The organism is Teichococcus coralli (assembly GCF_009829925.1).
Taxonomy (GTDB): domain Bacteria; phylum Pseudomonadota; class Alphaproteobacteria; order Acetobacterales; family Acetobacteraceae; genus Pseudoroseomonas; species Pseudoroseomonas coralli.
In genome coordinates, this window is sequence record NZ_SNVJ01000014.1 from 81,988 (window position 1) to 98,733 (window position 16,746).

The following is a 16,746-nucleotide window of genomic DNA, read 5'->3' on the forward strand; positions in this document are numbered from 1 at the left end:
AGCCTTCGAGGGCGAGCTGGCTTGATGAAACGGCTTCAGGGGTTATCGCGGTTGCGCGTGGCACGGAATCGGCCACGTAAGGCCGCTGCGGCAATGGCATGCAGCCATGTCGCCCGCGGCGTTGGCGGAACGCCGGTGCTGCGCAAGGCCTGTCCTGCCGTAGCGGGCCGGCTGCACGCTTCGGCGGCCATTCTCGCCGCCAGGATCGGTGCAGGCGCATGAACCGCTCTCCCTCCGTCCCTGGAAGCGCGGTCTGCCCTGCGCCGGGCAGCAGGGGCGCTGCCCGCGGAACCCGCTACCGCGCCATGATCGACATGGCTTCGGCAGGCATCTGGCAAGTGGACGATTGCGGGCGCACGCTGTTCGCCAACACCCGCCTCGCCGCGCTGTTCGGCGGCTCGGCGCCATCGGGCCTGGCCGAGGCCGGGCTGCTGCGAACGAACCGGGTTCCCCAGGCCGGGCCATTCGGCTTCTCCCTCAACGAAGAGGAGGCCACGATCCCGGCACGGGGCGGGCGCAGCGAGGTCAACCTTCTGGTGGCCTGCTCCCCCTGGAACTGGCTGGAGGAAACCGCACCGGGCGCCGGAGGCGCAAGGCAGGCTGCGACGCTGACGCTGACCGACATCACGGAACTCAAGCGGGCCCAGGCGCGCACCGAGCGCCGCGCCTGGCGGGACGAGTTGACGGGCCTCGCCAATCGCGCCGGGTTCCAGCGGCTGCTTGAGGGGCTGGTGCAGGAGCCCGGCCGCAACTTCACCCTGTTGCTGCTCGACCTCGACAAGTTCAAGAGCGTGAACGACCGCCATGGCCATGCCGCAGGCGACATCCTGCTGTGCGAAGCCGCCGGGCGGATGCGGGCGGCGATGCGGGGCGAGGATCTGGTCTGCCGGCTGGGCGGCAACGAGTTCGCCGTCCTTGCGCAAGGCAGAAACGCCGAGGCCCGGATGGACCGGCTGGCATGCCGCCTCTCGCGGGCGCTGTCGCGGCCGGTGCAGTTCAATGGCCTCGACCTGCCGCTCTCGGCAAGCATCGGCTACGCCCGCTTCCCGGCCGACGGAAAAACGCCCGACGCGGTGCTCCAGGCCGCGGGCCTGGCCCTTCACAAGGTCAAGCACGCGCAACGCGGCACCTTCATGCGCTTCGATGCGGGACTGCTGGAGGCCGAGCGCCGGCGCAACCGGCTGCGCGAGGCGCTGCCCGCCGCCATCGCGCAGGGAAAGTTCGTCCTGCTGTGGCAGCCACAATTCACCCTGGGCGACCAGGCGCTCTGCGGCGCGGAGGCCTTGCTCCGCTGGCCGGACTGCCCGGCGGGGCCGAACGTCTCGCCCGCCGAGTTCCTCGCCGAAGCGCGGTCCGCCGGTCTCATGCCGGCGATCGACCAATGGGTGCTGCATACGGCCCTGCGGCAGGCCGCCCTCTGGTCCCGCCAGCCCAGGGCGCCCCGGCTCGTCGCCATCAACATCTCCGCCGCGACCCTGAGCGACAGGCGGTTCCCCGCACAGGTCGCCGAGGCGCTGGCGAGCCACAGTGTCGCGCCGCAAAACCTCGAAATCGAGATCCCGGAGGATATCGCCGCCCAGGATCTGGACGCCCTGCTCCCCATCCTTCAGGCGCTCCGCGGCCTCGGCGTTCGCGTCGCCCTGGATGACCTCGGCGGTGGCCTGTCCTCCCTCGCCCACCTGGTTCGCCTCCCGGTGGACCGCGTCAAGCTGGATCGCTCACTGGTGGCCGGCCTGTCCGGCGGCCGGCAGGAGCTTGCCCTGCTTCGGGCGCTGGTGGCCGTGTCCCAGAGCCTCGCCGTTCCGGTGCTGGCGGAGGGCGTCGAAACGGCGGCGCAGGACCGGGTTCTGCGGCGGGAGGGCGTCCATGCCGCGCAGGGCTTTCTTTATTCGCGCCCCGTCCCTGCCGACCTGCTGACCTCTCCATCGGCCGGGGAGCGGCATCGGGCGCCTGCGGAGGAAGCGGGCCAGCCCGGCGTCCCGGCCGGAGGCGCGGTTCCAGCCTGACCGGTCTCGCGCCCGGAGCGGCACGGGAAGGGCGGCCTGCTTCCGCCAGGCCGGAGATGCCTCCGCCGCCCCGTCCTGCTCCGGTATGCGTTGAAGCCGGGCAACCCGCCCGGCTTTCCGCTTCCGCGCGCCATGGCGCGCGGGGATGCCTCAGACCTCGGCGTAGGAGCCGTTCTTCCAGACGTAGAAGACATAGTCGGGAGTGGTCACATCGCCCTTCTTGTTGAAGCTGATGGAGCCCAGCACGCAGTTCCAGGGCCCACCCGACTTCAGCATGTCCGACACCTTGCGCGGGTCGGAGCTGTTCGCCTTCTTCGCCGCGTCCGCCCAGATCTGCACCGCGGCGTAGGTGTAGAGGACGTAGCCTTCGGGATCGATGTTCTTGGCCCGGAAGCGCTCGACCACCTCGGCCGCGCTGGGGCGCTTGCGCGGGTCGGAGGCGAAGGTCATCAAGGTGCCCTCTCCGGCGGCACCGGCGATCTGCCAGAACTCGCTGGTCACCAGCGCATCGCCGCCGACCAGCGTCACCGGCATGCCCTGTTCCTTGGCCTGCCGCAGGATGAGTCCCGCCTCGGTGTGGTAGCCGCCGATATAAAGGATCTCGATCCCCGCGGACTTCAGGCGGGACACCAGCGCGGAATAGTCGCGCTCGCCCGGCGTGTACGCGGCGTAGATGGCCTCCGTCGTGCCGGCGGCGTTCAGAGCCTTCTTGGTCTCGTCGGCCAGACCCTTGCCGTAGGCTGAGTTGTCGTGAAGGATGGCCACCTTCTTGCCCGGGAAGGTCTTGGCGATGTAGGCGCCGGCCACCTGCCCCTGCTGGTCGTCGCGGCCGCAGGTTCGGAAGGTGTTCCAGGCGCCGGCATCGGTGTATTGCGGGTTGGTGGAGGCGGGGCTGATCTGCAGCACGCCCTCCTCCGCATAGACCTTGCTGGCGGGGATCGAGGAGCCGGAGCAGAAATGCCCGGCAACGAGCTTCACCTGCCGGCTGGCCATCTGGTTGGCCACCGAAACCGCCTGGCGGGGGTCGCAGGCATCGTCGCCGATCTCCAGCTCGAGCTTCTGGCCGAGCACGCCGCCCGCGGCGTTGAGGTCGGCCACGGCCTGCTCCGCGCCGGCACGGAGCTGCGCGCCGAACGCCGCGTACTGCCCCGTCATGGGGCCGACGGAGGCGATGCGCAGGGCGCCGGATTGCGCCGCGGCGCCGCGGCTGCCGCCCATCACCGCCGTACCGGCGACCGCCAGTCCGGCCGCCGTGCCAAGAAGCTGCCTGCGTTGCATCATCAGACCCTCCGCCATTCAGCCGCCGGCACCGCCGCCGGTCAGTGTCATCGTTGCAGCCTAGGAAGCTTCGCGCCGCTCCGCCAGCCTGATCTGCGCGGTCTCAATGGCCGCCGAGATAGGCGTCGCGCACCTCCGGCCGGGCGAGCAACTCGCGCCCGGTGCCGGAGAGGGTGATCCGCCCGGTGACCAGAACATAGCCGCGATGGGCGAGGCGCAGCGCCTGGTTCGCGTTCTGCTCGACCAGCAGCACGGTCAGCCCCGTCTCCGCATTGAGGCGGCGGATCGCCTGGAAGATCTGCCGCGACACCAGGGGCGCCAGGCCGAGCGAAGGCTCATCCAGAAGCAGCAGGCGCGGCTGCGCCATCAGCGCGCGGGCGATGGCCAGCATCTGCTGCTCGCCGCCGGAGAGCGTGCCCGCCCGCTGCGCCTCGCGCTCCTTCAGGCGAGGAAACAGGGTGAAGACCTGCTCCAGCCCCGGGGCGGGGTTGATGCCGGAGCTCTGCGCGCCCATCAGCAGGTTCTCGTGCACGCTCATGCGCGGAAACACCCGCCGCCCCTCCGGCGACTGCGCGATCCCGCCGCGGACGATGCGGTGCGTCGGCTGCTCCGTGATGTCCTGCCCGTCGAAGATGACGCGGCCCGCCCGTGCCCGGGGATCGCCGCAGATGGTCATCAGCAGCGTCGATTTCCCCGCCCCGTTGGCGCCGATCAGCGTGACGATCTCCCCGGGCGCCACCGTGAGGGAAACGCCCTTCAGTGCCTCCACCGCGCCGTAGAAGGTGGAGACGTCGCGGATCTCCAGCAGGGGCGCGCTCATGCCGCGCTGTCCTCCTCGTCGCCCTCGCCCAGATAGGCGGCGATCACCTTGCTGTCGGCACGGATCTCCGCCGGGCGCCCATCGGCGATCTTGCTGCCGTGGTCCAGCACCACGATGTGGTCCGAGATGCCCATCACCACGCCCATGTCGTGCTCGATCAGCAGAACGGAGCAGGGCGCGGCGCCCTCGGCCGCCCGGCCGTCGCGGATCGCCCGCAGCAGATCGCCAAGCGCCGCCGATTCACGCGGATTGAGGCCGGCGGCGGGCTCGTCCAGGCAGAGCAGCGCGGGCTCGGTGCACATCGCGCGCGCGATCTCCAGCCGCCGTTGCGCGCCGTAGGGAAGGCTGGCGGCGGGGTCGTCGGCGCGGTCGAGCAGCCCGCAGGCCTCCAGCCAGGCGGCCGCCCGCCCGATCGCCACCTGCTCCGCGGCCTTGTAGCCGGACAGGCCAAGCACGGCGCCGATGCCGAAGCCCGTGGCGGCCATCAGCCGACGGTGTTGCGCGACCAGCAGGTTCTCCAGCACCGTCATGCCGCTGAAGAGGCGGATGTTCTGGAAAGTCCGCGCCACGCCGGCCTGCGCGATCCGGTGGCCAGCCAGGCGGTGCAGCGCGACATCCTGCCCTTCGCGGTGCAGCGTCAGGCGTCCCGTGGTCGGACGGTAGAAGCCGGTGATGCAGTTGAACATCGTTGTCTTGCCGGCGCCGTTCGGCCCGATGATGGCGGTGATGGCGCCCCTGGCGGCGGCGAAGGACACCTCCTTCACCGCGGTCAGTCCCCCGAAGCGCATGGTCAGCTTCTCGACCGTCAGGATGGGCGCCATCAGCCGCGCCCCTCGGCCACCATCGCGGCGCTGATGGTGCGCCGCTCCCCCAGGGCGACCGAAGGGGTGCGGCTGCCCACCAGTCCGCGCGGCTTCCAGATCATGATCAGCACCATGGCGCCGCCGAAGACCAGCATGCGCCATTCCTGCAGGTCGCGGAACACCTCGAAGCCGCCGATCAGCACCAGCGCGGCGATGGCGACGCCGAGCTGGCTGCCGAGGCCGCCGAGCACCACAATGGCCAGGATGATGGCACTTTCGATGAAGGTGAAGGATTCCGGGCTGATGAAGGCCTGCCGCGTTGCGAAAAAGGCGCCGGCGAAGCCGCCGAACATGGCGCCCAGCGCGAAGGCCGTCAGCTTGGTGACGGTGATGTTGATGCCCAGGCTGCGGCAGGCGATCTCGTCCTCGCGCATCGCCTCCCAGGCGCGGCCGAGCGGCTGGCGGCGCAGGCGCAGCGTCACCCAGTTGGTCAGCAGCGCCAGCGCGAGGATCAGGTAGTAGAGGAACACCACACGGTGCGTCGGGCTCGGCTCAAGCCCGAAGAAGCCGGCGAAGGTGCCCGGCCCTCCGCCGAGGCTGAAGCTCAGGCCGAAGAAGGTGGGGCGGGGAATGCCGGCGATGCCGTTCGGCCCGCCCGTAAGGCTGACCCAGTTCAGCAGCACCAGGCGGATGATCTCGCCGAAGCCCAGGGTGACGATGGCGAGATAGTCGCCGCGCAGGCGCAGCACGGGAAAGCCGAGCAGCACGCCCCAGAAGGCGGCGAGAATGCCCGCCAGCGGCAGGCAGACCCAGAAGGACAGGCCGAAATTCTGGGCGAGCAGCGCGTAGGAATAGGCGCCGACCGCGTAGAAGGCCACGTAGCCGAGGTCAAGCAGCCCCGCGAGGCCGACAACGATGTTCAGCCCCCAGCCCAGCATCACGTAGGTCAGCACCAGGATGCCGAGGTCCAGCTCGTAGCGCCCGATGCCCGGGATGGCCGGCAGCAGCACCGCGAACAGCAGCAGGGCAGGCGCCGCGAGGCGGCCGGAGCGCGACAGCGGGCCGGCGAAACGCTTCCCCAGGGACGGACCCTGCCGTCCCGCCTTCCATTCCTGCCACAGCCGCATCAGGAAGCGGCCGGCGAAGACGATGGCCATCAGCAGCAGCACGTCGGTCCAGCGGGTCCGCAGATAAAGCGCGCCGTTCGGGTCGACATCCGTGCGCAGCCCCACCATGGGCAGGAAAAGGCCGGCCGCGATCAGCGCCGCCAGCCCCGCATCCCGCAGCGCGGCACCGAAGGGGAGGTGCCGGGTCCCGGCCGGCCTCATACCTTCTCGACCTCCGTCCGGCCGAGCAGTCCCGTCGGCATGAAGATCAGCGTCAGGATGAGGATCGAGAAGGCCGCGACATCCTTGTACTGGATGCTGAAATAGGCCGACCAGAAGGTTTCGATCAGCCCAATCAGCAGCCCGCCCAGCACGGCGCCCGGCAGGTTGCCGATGCCGCCCAGCACGGCGGCGGTGAAGGCCTTCACCCCCACGAGGAAGCCGATGTAGAAGTCAATGACGCCGTAGCGCAGCAGGTACATGGTGCCTGCCACCGCGGCCAGGGCCGCGCCGATGACAAAGGTGATGCTGATGGTGCGGTCGGTGTCGATGCCGAGCAGGCTGGCCATCCGCCGGTCCTGCTCGCAGGCGCGCATGGCGCGGCCGAGCGGCGTGCGCGTCACCAGCCAGGTGAAGACCGCCAGCACCAGCAGGGTCGTCACGACGATCAGGATCTGCATGGTGGAGAGCTGCACGGCGAAGGTGCCGTCCTGCATCAGCGTGAAGCCGCCATGCACGACGGGCTCGATCGGCTTCACCCGCGCGCCCTGGCTGACCTGCACGTAGTTCTGCAGCACGATGGACATGCCGATGGCGGAGATCAGCGGCGCCAGCCGGAAGGACCCGCGCAGCGGGCGGTAGGCGACCCGCTCCACGGTCCAGCCGTAGAGGGCGGTGAAGGCCATGGAAAGGGCCAGCACCAGAACGATGGCGGCCGCCCCGTCCAGCATTCCCCCGGAGGTGACCAGCAACAGGCCGATGAGGGAGAGGAAGGCACCGATCATGAAGATGTCGCCATGGGCGAAGTTGATCATGCCGATGATGCCGTAAACCATGGTGTAGCCGATGGCGATGAGCCCGTAGATCATGCCGAGCGAGACGCCGTTGATGAGCTGCTGCAGCGCGTAGGCCAAGCGAAACGTCCCCCTGCTTTCCGAATCGAGCCTCCGGGGAAGCCTATTCTCGGCCGCAAGCGATTGGGAAGGGGAGATGGCCGCGCCGCGCCGTCCGGCCCTGCGAGACCCCCGGGCAACACGGGTCGGCGCGCCCCGCGTGCCGCCGCCGCACGCCGGCTACGCCTCCGGCGCGCGCAGGTCACCCGCCCGCTGCCTTGCCTGGCCTGCTCGCCGCCAGGTCCAGGCCGGGCAGCCCCCTGCGCGGCTGCCTTGGCCTGATTGAAGAAGAGGCGTCCGGCGTGATCGCGAGGGCCGCCGGAGGCGTGCGGTCGGCGGCGGCGTGGGGCGCTGCACCCGTTCAGGCATGGCTTCCGGATCGGTGCGGCCCTCCGTCAAGCAGGAACGGAGGGCAGTTCCACCCATCGGCCCTCATGCCGTCTCGTTGAACAGCTCGCGGCCGATCAGCATGCGCCGGATCTCGGAAGTGCCGGCGCCGATCTCGTAGAGCTTGGCGTCGCGCAGCAGGCGCCCGGTGGGATAATCGTTGATGTAGCCGTTGCCGCCCAGCGCCTGGATCGCCTCCAGCGCCATCCAGGTCGCCTTCTCGGCGGCGAAGAGGATTGCCCCGGCGGCGTCCTTGCGCGTCGTCCGGCCCCGGTCGCAGGCCCGGGCCACGGCATAGACATAGGCGCGGGCGGCGTTCATGACCGTGTACATGTCGGCGAGCTTGGCCTGCATGAGCTGGAACTCGCCGATCGGCTGCCCGAACTGCCTGCGCTCGTGCACGTAAGGCAGCACCACGTCGAGGCAGGCCTGCATGATGCCGAGCGGGCCGGCCGCAAGCACCGCGCGCTCATAGTCAAGGCCGCTCATCAGCACGTTCACGCCGCGGCCGGGCTGGCCGAGCACGTTCTCCTCCGGCACCGCGCAGTCCTGGAACACCAGCTCGCAGGTGTTGGAGCCGCGCATGCCGAGCTTGTCGAGCTTCTGGGCGGTGGAGAAGCCGGCGAAGCCCTTCTCGACCAGAAAGGCGGTGATGCCGCGCGGCCCGGCGGCCGGGTCGGTCTTGGCGTAGACCACCAGCACGTCCGCGTCCGGGCCGTTGGTGATCCACATCTTGTTGCCGTTCAGCACATAGCAGTCGCCGCGCTTGTCGGCGCGCAGGCGCATGCTCACCACGTCGGAGCCCGCGCCCGGCTCGCTCATGGCCAGCGCCCCGACATGGTCGCCGCTGATCAGCCGGGGCAGGTAGCGGCGCTTCTGCTCCTCGCTGCCGTTGCGGTGGATCTGGTTGACGCAGAGGTTGGAATGCGCGCCGTAGGAAAGGGCGACCGAGGCCGAGGCGCGGCTGATCTCCTCCATGGCCACCACATGCTCCAGATAGCCCATCCCGGCGCCGCCATGCGCCTCCGCCACGGTGATGCCGAGCAGCCCGAGCCCTCCCAGCTTGCGCCAGAGATCGGCCGGAAAGTCGTTGCGCACGTCGATCTCGGCCGCGCGGGGCGCGATCTCAGCGGCGGCGAAGCGCGCGACCTCGGCGCGCAGGGCATCGGCGGTCTCGCCGAGGCCAAAGTCCAGACCCGACATCATTCCCGTCATTTCCCCACCAGCACGGGCGCCTTCGGCACCTGTTCCCCGCCTTCCTCCGGGTGCCCGTCCCCACCTTTGAAGGCGTCGAGGAGCGTCGCCTCCTGCCGCTTGGCGTGTTCGGCGTGCCGCCGGCGGATGTGGCCATAGCCGCGGATCTGCTCCGGCAGGGCGGCGAGCTCGACGGCGATGGCATGGTTGCGCCGGTGCAGCGATGCAAGCAGCTCGCCCACCAGCCGCTCGTATTCGGCAAGCAGGCGACGGTCCAGCTTGCGGTCCTCGCCGAAGCGGAAAGGATCGAGAACGGTGCCCCGCAACCGCCGGAGCCGCGCCAGCACGCGGAAGGCCTGCAGCATCCAGGGGCCGAAGGCACGCTTGCGCGGCTCGCCGGTGGCGGGGTCCGGCCTGGCCCAGAGCGGCGGCGCCAGGTGGAATACCAGGCGGTAGTCGCCCGTGAAGCTCTGGCCCAGCCGCTCCAGAAAGCCGGCCTCCGTGTAGAGCCGGGCGACCTCGTACTCGTCCTTGGCGGCGAGGAGCTTGTAGTGGCCCTTCGCCACGGCCTCGGCGAGGCCGGTGCAGCCCGGTGCCCTGGCCGCCTCGGCCTCGCGCACCTGCCGGACAAGGTCGGCATGGCGCCGGGCGTAGCGGGCGTCCTGGTAGGCGGTCAGCTCCGCCACGTTCCGGGCAAGCGTCGCATCCAGGCCCTCATCGAGCCGGCGAGGCGCGGCAAGGGCCTCGGGCGGTGCGGCCGCCCGCTCCACCGCGGCAAGGTCGAGCGCGGCGCGCCGCCCCCACAGGAAGGCGCCCTGGTTCATCTCCACCGCGGCGCCGTTGACCTCGATCGCCTTGAGGAGGGACGCCGCCGAGAGGGGCAGCAGCCCCTTCTGGTAGGCATAGCCGACCAGGAAGAGGTTGGCGGCGATGGAGTCGCCGAGCAGCGCCGTGGCAAGCCGCGTGCCCGCGACGAACTCGGCCCGCCCGGGGCCGGTGGCGTCCGCGATCTGCTCCTCCATCGCGCCGAGGGGGAATTGCGGGTCGCGGACGGTGGCGACATCGCCGGTCCTGGCCTGCGCGGCGAAGGTGCGGACGAAGTCGCTGGTGACCGAGAAGTCGCTGTTGACCACCGCGCGGGTCGCGCCCGCGTGCAGCTTGGAAAGGGAATCGTCGGCCGCCGCCACGATGATGTCGCAGCCCAGGAGAAGGTCGGCCTCCCCCGCGGTGATGCGGGAGGCGTGGAGGAGGTCCTGCCGCGGAGCGACGCGGACATGCGACCAGACCGGCCCTCCCTTCTGTGCCAGGCCGGCCATGTCCAGCACCGTGATGCCCTTGCCCTCGAGCGCCGCGGCGGTGCCGAGCAGCGCGCCGATGGTCACCACGCCGGTGCCGCCGACACCGGCCACCAGGATGCCGTAGGGCTTCTCGAGCGGCGGGACCGCCGGATCCGGCAGGCTCGCGAAGGCGCCGCCATCCGCCTCGGCCGGGCCGTCGGAGGCGAGCGCCTTGCCTTTGCGCGGCATGCCGCCCTCGACCGTGACGAAACTCGGGCAGAAGCCCTCCAGGCAGGAATAATCCTTGTTGCAGGAGGACTGGTCGATGGCGCGCTTGCGGCCGAACGCGGTCTCGACCGGCACCACCGACATGCAGTTCGACTTCGCCGAGCAATCGCCGCAGCCCTCGCAGACGCGGTCGTTGATCACGACGCGCCGCGCCGGGTCCGGCATCAGCCCGCGCTTGCGGCGGCGGCGCTTCTCGGCGGCGCAGGTCTGGTCATACACGATCACCGAGACGCCGGCGTCGTCGCGCAGCTTGCGCTGCACGGCATCGAGGTCCCGCCGGTGCCGCACCGGCACCCCGGCGGGCAGGGCGCTGCCCGCATGGCGGGTCGGATCGTCGCTGACGACGACAATCTGCTCGACGCCTTCCGCCCGCACCTGCCAGACGATCTGCGGCACCGTCAGGCGGCCTTCGACCGGTTGGCCGCCGGTCATGGCGACGGCGTCGTTGAACAGGATCTTGTAGGTGATCGGCACCTTCGCCACGACGGCCTGGCGGATCGCCAGCAGGCCCGAATGCGAGTAGGTGCCGTCGCCGAGGTTGGCGAAGACGTGCCTGGTTTCGGTGAACGGCGCCTGGCCGACCCAGGGCACGCCTTCGCCGCCCATCTGGCTGAAGGTGCGTGTCTGGTCCGGATTGAGCCACAGGGCCATGTAGTGGCAGCCGATGCCGGCGAGTGCCCGGCTGCCCTCCGGCACCCGCGTCGAGGTGTTGTGCGGACAGCCGGAACAGTAGTGCGGCGCGCGCGGCATCGTCGGGTGCGGCCGCGCCAGCGTCGCCTCCTTCGCCGCGAGAAAGTCGAGACGCTCCCGGATGCGGTCGCTGGTGTGGAAGCGCTCGATGCGACGGGCGATCACGCGGGCGATGAGCGCCGGCGTCAGCTCGCCGGCGGCGGGAAGCTGCCAGTCACCGCCGGGCAGCTCCCATTCCCCCTTCTCGTCGTACTTTCCGGTGACCTTCGGGCGCACGTCCTCGCGCCAGTTGTAGAGCTGCTCCTTGAGCTGGTACTCGATGACCTGGCGCTTCTCCTCGACGACGAGGATCTCTTCGAGCCCCTCGGCGAAATGGCGGACGCCCTCGCCATCCAGCGGCCAGGTCATGCCCACCTTGTAGACCCGCAGCCCGATCTCGGCCGCCAGCGCGGCCTCGATGCCGAGGGCGTCGAGCGCCTGCAGAACGTCCAGGAAGGACTTTCCGCTGGCGATGATGCCGAACCGTGCCCGCGGGCTGTCCATCACCACCCGGTTCAGCCGGTTGGCCCGCGCATAGGCCATCGCGGCATAGACCTTCCAGTGCTGCAGCCGGTACTCCTGCTCCAGCGGCGGGTCGGGCCAGCGGATGGAAAGGCCGCCCGGCGGCATCTCGAAATCGGAGGGCAGCCGCGTCTCGATGCGGTACGGGTCCACCACGACGCCGGCCGAGGTCTCGACGATGTCGGTGAGGACGCGCATCCCGACCCAGCAGCCGGAGAAGCGGGACATCGCCCAGCCGTGCAGCCCGAGGTCAAGAAGCTCCTGCACGCCCGCAGGGTTCAGCACCGGGATCATCGAGGCGGCGAAGATATGGTCGCTCTGGTGCGGCAGCGTGGAGGACTTGGCGCCGTGGTCATCGCCCACCACCGCCAGCACACCACCCCGGCGCGCGGTGCCGGCGGCGTTGGCGTGCTTGAACACGTCCACGCTGCGGTCGGCGCCGGGACCCTTGCCGTACCACATGGCGAAGACACCGTCGTGCTTCGCGCCGGGAAAGAGGTTGACCTGCTGGCTGCCCCAGACGGCGGTCGCCGCCAGGTCCTCGTTCACTCCCGGCTCGAAGTGGATGCGGTGCTCGGCGAGCTCCTTTCCCGCCTTCCAGATCGCCTGGTCGAGGCTGCCGAGCGGCGAGCCGCGATAGCCGGAGACGAAGCCGGCGGTGTTCAGCCCCGCGGCCGCGTCGCGGGCGCGCTGCAGCATCAGCAGCTTCACCAGCGCCTGGATACCGGACAGGTAGGTCGGCCGGGTGGCCGGGGTGCCGGTATCGGGAAAGGGAGCATCGGCCATGGGATCTGGCTCCGCGGCTGTGCGATCGGGCTTCATTCGCGCTTCGCCGGTGGGACTTGCGCCTGCGGTGGTCGTGCCGGGCCAGGCGGCGGCATGGACATCCCGGCTGCCGCGGCAGGGCCGGGGATGGTGAAGCGGAGCGCCACGGGCATCGCTGAGCTCTCCTCCTCGGCCGGATCTGTGTGCCGGCTCGGCTGGGTGCTGGCGCGACGAGCAACGCCATCATGGCGAGAAACGGGGGAGAGACGAAACTCCGGAGTGCCCGCACATCGACATGTGAAGTGCGGGCCGGAGGAGGCTGCGCCCGCGTCCGAACGGCGGGTAATTTCCCGTGGGCATGAACCTCTCGCGGCTGCGGAGGCGAGCCTGGATGCCGAGGCGGCGGAGAGGCCGGGGCGCTGGCGAAAGGCTCAGGCGGCGGCGCGGGCGTGTTGCCGGACGAGACGCCCGGCCGGCATGGCTTGACGGAAGGACCGCCCGCTGCCGCGGCGGCCCCGTCTCCGCGAAGGCCTGAAGGCTCAGGCCCCCTGGCGCGGCCGGAAAAGTCGCCCGCCCTCCGCGAAGAGCACCATGCACAGCGACAGCACGCCGCAGGCGGCGAAGCCCAGCATCAAAGGCGCTGTGGTGCCGTCGAACTGCTGGCCGATGAAGAAGCCGATCAGCGCGCCGCCAAAGGTGGTGATGAAGCCCTGCACGGCGGAGGCGGTGCCCGCGATGTGTCCCAGCGGCTCCATGGCCATGGAGCCGAAATTGGGGCCGGTCAGGCCGAAACAGAACATCATGCCGGCCTGCAGCAGCGCGAAGCTCCAGAGGCTTTCATGCCCCGCCAAAGCCAGGGTGGCATGCACCACGGCGAAGCCGATATAGCCGAGCAGCGAGCCATGGGAGATGCGACGGGTGCCGAAGCGTCCCACCAGCTTGGCGTTCAGCATGGAGGCCAGGGCCATGGCGACGGCGATGGCCGCGAAAATCGAGGTGAAGAGCTGCGGCGCCGCGAAAGTGTCCGCGAAGACCTGCTGGGCCGAGTTGATGAAGCCGAACAGGCCTCCCATCATCAGCGCCATTGCCAGCATGTAGCCCACCGCGATGCGGTTGCTCAGGGCGAAGCGGAAGGCGGCAAGGACCCGGCCGGGCGCGATCGGCATGCGGTCCTCCGGGTGCAGCGTCTCCGGCAGGCGGCTGAGCACCCAGAGGCCGGCGGCGGCGCCGAAGGCCGCCAGGAAGAGGAAGATGAAGCGCCACGGCGCCACCAGCATGATCACCTGCCCCAGCGTCGGCGCCACCACCGGAACGGCCAGGAACACGATGAAGGCCAGCGACATCACCTGGGCCATCTTCCGCCCGGAATAGCTGTCCCGCACGATGGAAACCGCCAGCACGCGCGTGCTGGCGGCGCCGATGCCCTGCACCGCCCGGGCCGCCAGCATGGTGCCGAAGGCGCCGCTGAACATCGCCACCAGGCTGGCCAGGGCGTAGATCGCGAAGCCGGCCAGCAGAACCGGCTTGCGGCCGAAGCGGTCCGCCAGGGGGCCATAGATGATCTGCGCCGCGCCGAAGCCGAGCAGGTAGGCCGTGACGATCCATTGCTGCTGGTTGTCGGTGGTGGTGCCCAGCGCATGGCCGATCTCCGGCAGGGCGGGCAGCATGGAGTCGATCGCCAGGGCATTCGCCATCATCATCACGGCGATGATCGCCACGAACTCGCGGAAGCCCATGCCGGGGTGGGGCACGCCTGTGCGAAGCCCCGGAGACGCCACCGTCCCATCCATCGCTGCCATGATCCTGATCCTGTCCTGTCGGCGCCGTCCTAACCTGACGGTGCGGAAGGGGTAAGCGGCCAGACGGCAAGGCTGCCTTGCGGCCGGCTGGCCAGGGAAGGGGGAAGCCTGCCGGCCACGCGGGGGAGGGCCGCCGCGTGAACCTGTTCGCGGCCTTGTGCGATGGTCGCTCCGGTGCTGAAGATGGGGCTGCAGCAGTCAGTGGCGCGGATGCCTTGCAGAACGCTTCCGGGCTCCCAGTTGAGCCTCTCCGCGAGCATCGCCGCCGTTTTCCTGGACAAGGCCGAGATCTGGCCGTTGAGCCGGCGCAGCCGCGCGGCGAGCAACACCTGGAGGCTCAAGGATGAGCAATTCGCCCGAATACGTGCCACCGGAAGTCTGGACGTGGAACATGGCCAGCGGTGGCCGCTTCGCCAACATCAACCGTCCGATCGCCGGCCCCACCCATGAGAAGGAGCTGCCGGTCGGCCGCCATCCGCTCCAGCTCTACTCGCTGGCCACGCCGAATGGCGTGAAGGTCACGGTGATGCTGGAGGAGCTTCTGGCCCTTGGCCACAAGGGCGCGGAATACGATGCCTGGCTGATCCGCATCGGCGAGGGCGATCAGTTCGGCAGCGGCTTTGTCGCGGTCAATCCGAATTCCAAGATCCCCGCCCTGATGGACCGGAGCGGGCCGAAGCCGGTCCGCGTCTTCGAATCCGGCGCGATCCTGACCTACCTGGCCGAGAAGTTCGGCGCCTTCCTGCCGACCGAGCCGGCCGAGCGCGCCGAATGCCTGTCCTGGCTGTTCTGGCAGATGGGAAGCGCGCCCTACCTCGGCGGCGGCTTCGGCCATTTCTACGCCTACGCCCCGAGCAAGATGGAATACCCGATTGACCGCTTCACCATGGAGGTGAAACGACAGCTTGACGTGCTCGACCGGCGCCTGGCCGAAAGCGAGTACATCGCCGGCAGTGAGTACACCATCGCCGACATGGCAATCTGGCCCTGGTACGGTGGCCTGGCGAAGGGCTGGCTCTACGGCGCGGCCGAGTTCCTGCAGGTGGAGGAGTACAGGAACCTCCAGCGCTGGGCGGACCTGATCGGGCAGCGGCCGGCGGTGCAACGCGGGCGCATGGTCAACCGGATCAGCGGCGAGCCGGCAAGCCAGTTGCACGAGCGCCACGATGCCGGTGACTTCGAGACCAGGACGCAGGACAAGCTCGGCGGCAGCCAGGCCTCCACCTGACAGCCGCCTTCCCGTGCCCGAGCGGAGAGCGGAAGCTGCGGCGGATGGCAGCGCTGTCAATCGATGGCGGTGCGGCAGGGGCGAGGTCGCGGACCCAATGACGCGCCTTTCCCCGGGGCGATGATGTGCCTGCCGCCCCTTCAGAACATGGCGGGTGCCGAACAGGACGGGGCAGGGCCGCACCGCGTCCCCGCCTCGCGGCGCCCTGCGGGCCGGCCTGTCCGCCGGCCACGCTGCGCGCGGCTGCCTGCTTGCCGAGGTTGAGCGGCGCCCGTTAGTCTGTTGCCGCAACTAAAGAGTGCCCCCTTCAGGGAGCGCCGTCGGGAGAATGTCCATGACTGAACTCAATCGCCGCAGCCTGCTGCGCGCCGGCGCGGCTGCGGGCGCCGCCAGCCTCCTGGCCCTGCCCGCCCGGGCCCAGGGCCAGTATCCGACCCGCCCGGTCACGCTGATCTGCCCCTGGGGCGCGGGTGGCGGCACCGATGCCACGGCGCGCATCATCGGTGCCCTGCTGGAGAAGGACCTCGGCCAGCCGATCAACGTGGTGAACCGCACCGGCGGCAACGGCGTGGTTGGCCATTCCGCCATCGCCACGGCGCAGCCGGATGGCTACACCATCGGCATCATCACGGTGGAGATCGCCATGCTCCACCATGCCGGCCTGACCCAGCTCACCTACAAGGACTACACGCCGCTGGCGCTGGTCAACCAGGACCCGCCGGGCGTGCAGGTCAGCGCCTCCTCGCCCTACAAGGACATCAAGGCCCTGGCGGAAGCCATCAAGGCCGCGCCGGCCGGCAAGATGAAGGCTTCCGGCACCGGACAGGGCGGCATCTGGCACCTCGCCCTGGTCGGCTGGCTGCAGGCCATGGGGCTGCAGCCCGACCATGTCCGCTGGGTGCCTTCGAACGGCGCCGCGCCGGCGATGCAGGACCTCGCGGCCGGTGGCATCGACATCGTGACCTGCTCGGTGCCGGAGGCGCGGGCGATGCTCGATGCCGGGCGCGCGCGCAGCCTCGCCATCATGGCGCCGCAGCGCAATCCCCAGTTCCCCGACGTGCCGACGCTGAACGACGCGCTCGGGATCAACTACTCGACGGGCGCCTGGCGCGGCATCGCGGCGCCGCGCAACCTGCCGGACGACATGGCGAAGACGCTGGTGAGCGCGCTGGAGCGGGCCTACAAGTCGAAGGAGTTCACCGACTTCATGCATTCGCGCGGCTTCGGCACCATCTGGGCCGGCCCGCAGGAGTTCGCCGACTTCATGGGCAAGTCGGACCGCGCCATGGGCGAGGCGATGAAGGCCGCCGGTCTGGCGCGCGCCTGACGCGTCAGGCCCTGGGAGGGCGGCTTCGCCGCCCGGGGCTCCTTCCGGGGCGTGGCCGGCGGCCGCGCCCTTCCTGCCTCGCGCGGCCCCGGAGGCCGCGCCTTG

12 protein-coding genes are annotated in these 16,746 nt (G+C 70.3%); 3 read left to right on the plus strand and 9 right to left on the minus strand.

Annotated features, from left to right (window positions below):
• Positions 1 to 305: 305 nt before the first annotated feature.
• Positions 306 to 2,006: a sensor domain-containing protein gene (locus tag E0493_RS15695; RefSeq protein ID WP_160938181.1), complete on the plus strand. Its 1,701-nt coding sequence runs from the start codon at positions 306 to 308 to the stop codon at positions 2,004 to 2,006.
• 150 nt (positions 2,007 to 2,156) lie between these two features.
• Here E0493_RS15695 and E0493_RS15700 read toward each other — a convergent pair whose 3' ends face one another.
• The 9 genes from E0493_RS15700 to E0493_RS15740 form a co-directional block, all read right to left on the minus strand.
• Positions 2,157 to 3,287, minus strand: a complete 1,131-nt coding sequence (locus E0493_RS15700) for a branched-chain amino acid ABC transporter substrate-binding protein (RefSeq protein ID WP_160938182.1) — start codon at positions 3,285 to 3,287, stop codon at positions 2,157 to 2,159.
• 100 nt (positions 3,288 to 3,387) lie between these two features.
• A complete protein-coding gene (locus E0493_RS15705; RefSeq protein ID WP_160938183.1) occupies positions 3,388 to 4,104 on the minus strand; it encodes an ABC transporter ATP-binding protein in 717 nt (238 codons plus the stop codon).
• Positions 4,101 to 4,925 (minus strand): ABC transporter ATP-binding protein, encoded by an 825-nt coding sequence (locus E0493_RS15710; protein ID WP_160938184.1) that lies wholly within the window; start codon positions 4,923 to 4,925, stop codon positions 4,101 to 4,103. The genes E0493_RS15705 and E0493_RS15710 overlap by 4 nt, the downstream gene beginning before the upstream one ends.
• Positions 4,925 to 6,235, minus strand: a complete 1,311-nt coding sequence (livM, locus tag E0493_RS15715) for a high-affinity branched-chain amino acid ABC transporter permease LivM (protein WP_160938185.1) — start codon at positions 6,233 to 6,235, stop codon at positions 4,925 to 4,927. Before livM ends, E0493_RS15710 begins: the two co-directional genes overlap by 1 nt.
• Positions 6,232 to 7,146 carry an ABC transporter permease subunit gene (locus E0493_RS15720; protein ID WP_160938186.1) on the minus strand — a complete coding sequence of 305 codons (915 nt, stop codon included), beginning with the start codon at positions 7,144 to 7,146 and terminating at the stop codon, positions 6,232 to 6,234. Before E0493_RS15720 ends, livM begins: the two co-directional genes overlap by 4 nt.
• A 411-nt stretch (positions 7,147 to 7,557) precedes the next feature.
• On the minus strand, positions 7,558 to 8,718 hold the full coding sequence (locus tag E0493_RS15725; protein WP_160938187.1) for an isovaleryl-CoA dehydrogenase: 1,161 nt from the start codon (positions 8,716 to 8,718) through the stop codon (positions 7,558 to 7,560).
• 5 nt (positions 8,719 to 8,723) lie between these two features.
• On the minus strand, positions 8,724 to 12,308 hold the full coding sequence (locus tag E0493_RS15730; RefSeq protein ID WP_160938188.1) for an indolepyruvate ferredoxin oxidoreductase family protein: 3,585 nt from the start codon (positions 12,306 to 12,308) through the stop codon (positions 8,724 to 8,726).
• Between the two features lie 518 nt (positions 12,309 to 12,826).
• The gene (locus E0493_RS15735) at positions 12,827 to 14,086 is read right to left on the minus strand and encodes a multidrug effflux MFS transporter (RefSeq protein WP_235913811.1); all 1,260 of its coding nucleotides are present in this window, start codon (positions 14,084 to 14,086) and stop codon (positions 12,827 to 12,829) included.
• A 29-nt stretch (positions 14,087 to 14,115) separates the two neighbouring features.
• Positions 14,116 to 14,427, minus strand: a complete 312-nt coding sequence (locus tag E0493_RS15740; protein ID WP_160938189.1) for a hypothetical protein — start codon at positions 14,425 to 14,427, stop codon at positions 14,116 to 14,118.
• Positions 14,428 to 14,429: 2 nt separating this feature from the next.
• Here E0493_RS15740 and yghU point away from each other — a divergent pair, with 2 nt between their 5' ends.
• Both yghU and E0493_RS15750 read left to right on the plus strand, forming a co-directional pair.
• Complete coding sequence (yghU, locus tag E0493_RS15745; RefSeq protein ID WP_160938190.1) at positions 14,430 to 15,314, plus strand: glutathione-dependent disulfide-bond oxidoreductase; 885 nt, start codon at positions 14,430 to 14,432, stop codon at positions 15,312 to 15,314.
• A gap of 334 nt (positions 15,315 to 15,648) precedes the next feature.
• Positions 15,649 to 16,641 (plus strand): tripartite tricarboxylate transporter substrate binding protein, encoded by a 993-nt coding sequence (locus E0493_RS15750; protein ID WP_160938191.1) that lies wholly within the window; start codon positions 15,649 to 15,651, stop codon positions 16,639 to 16,641.
• The last annotated feature ends 105 nt before the right edge of the window (positions 16,642 to 16,746 follow it).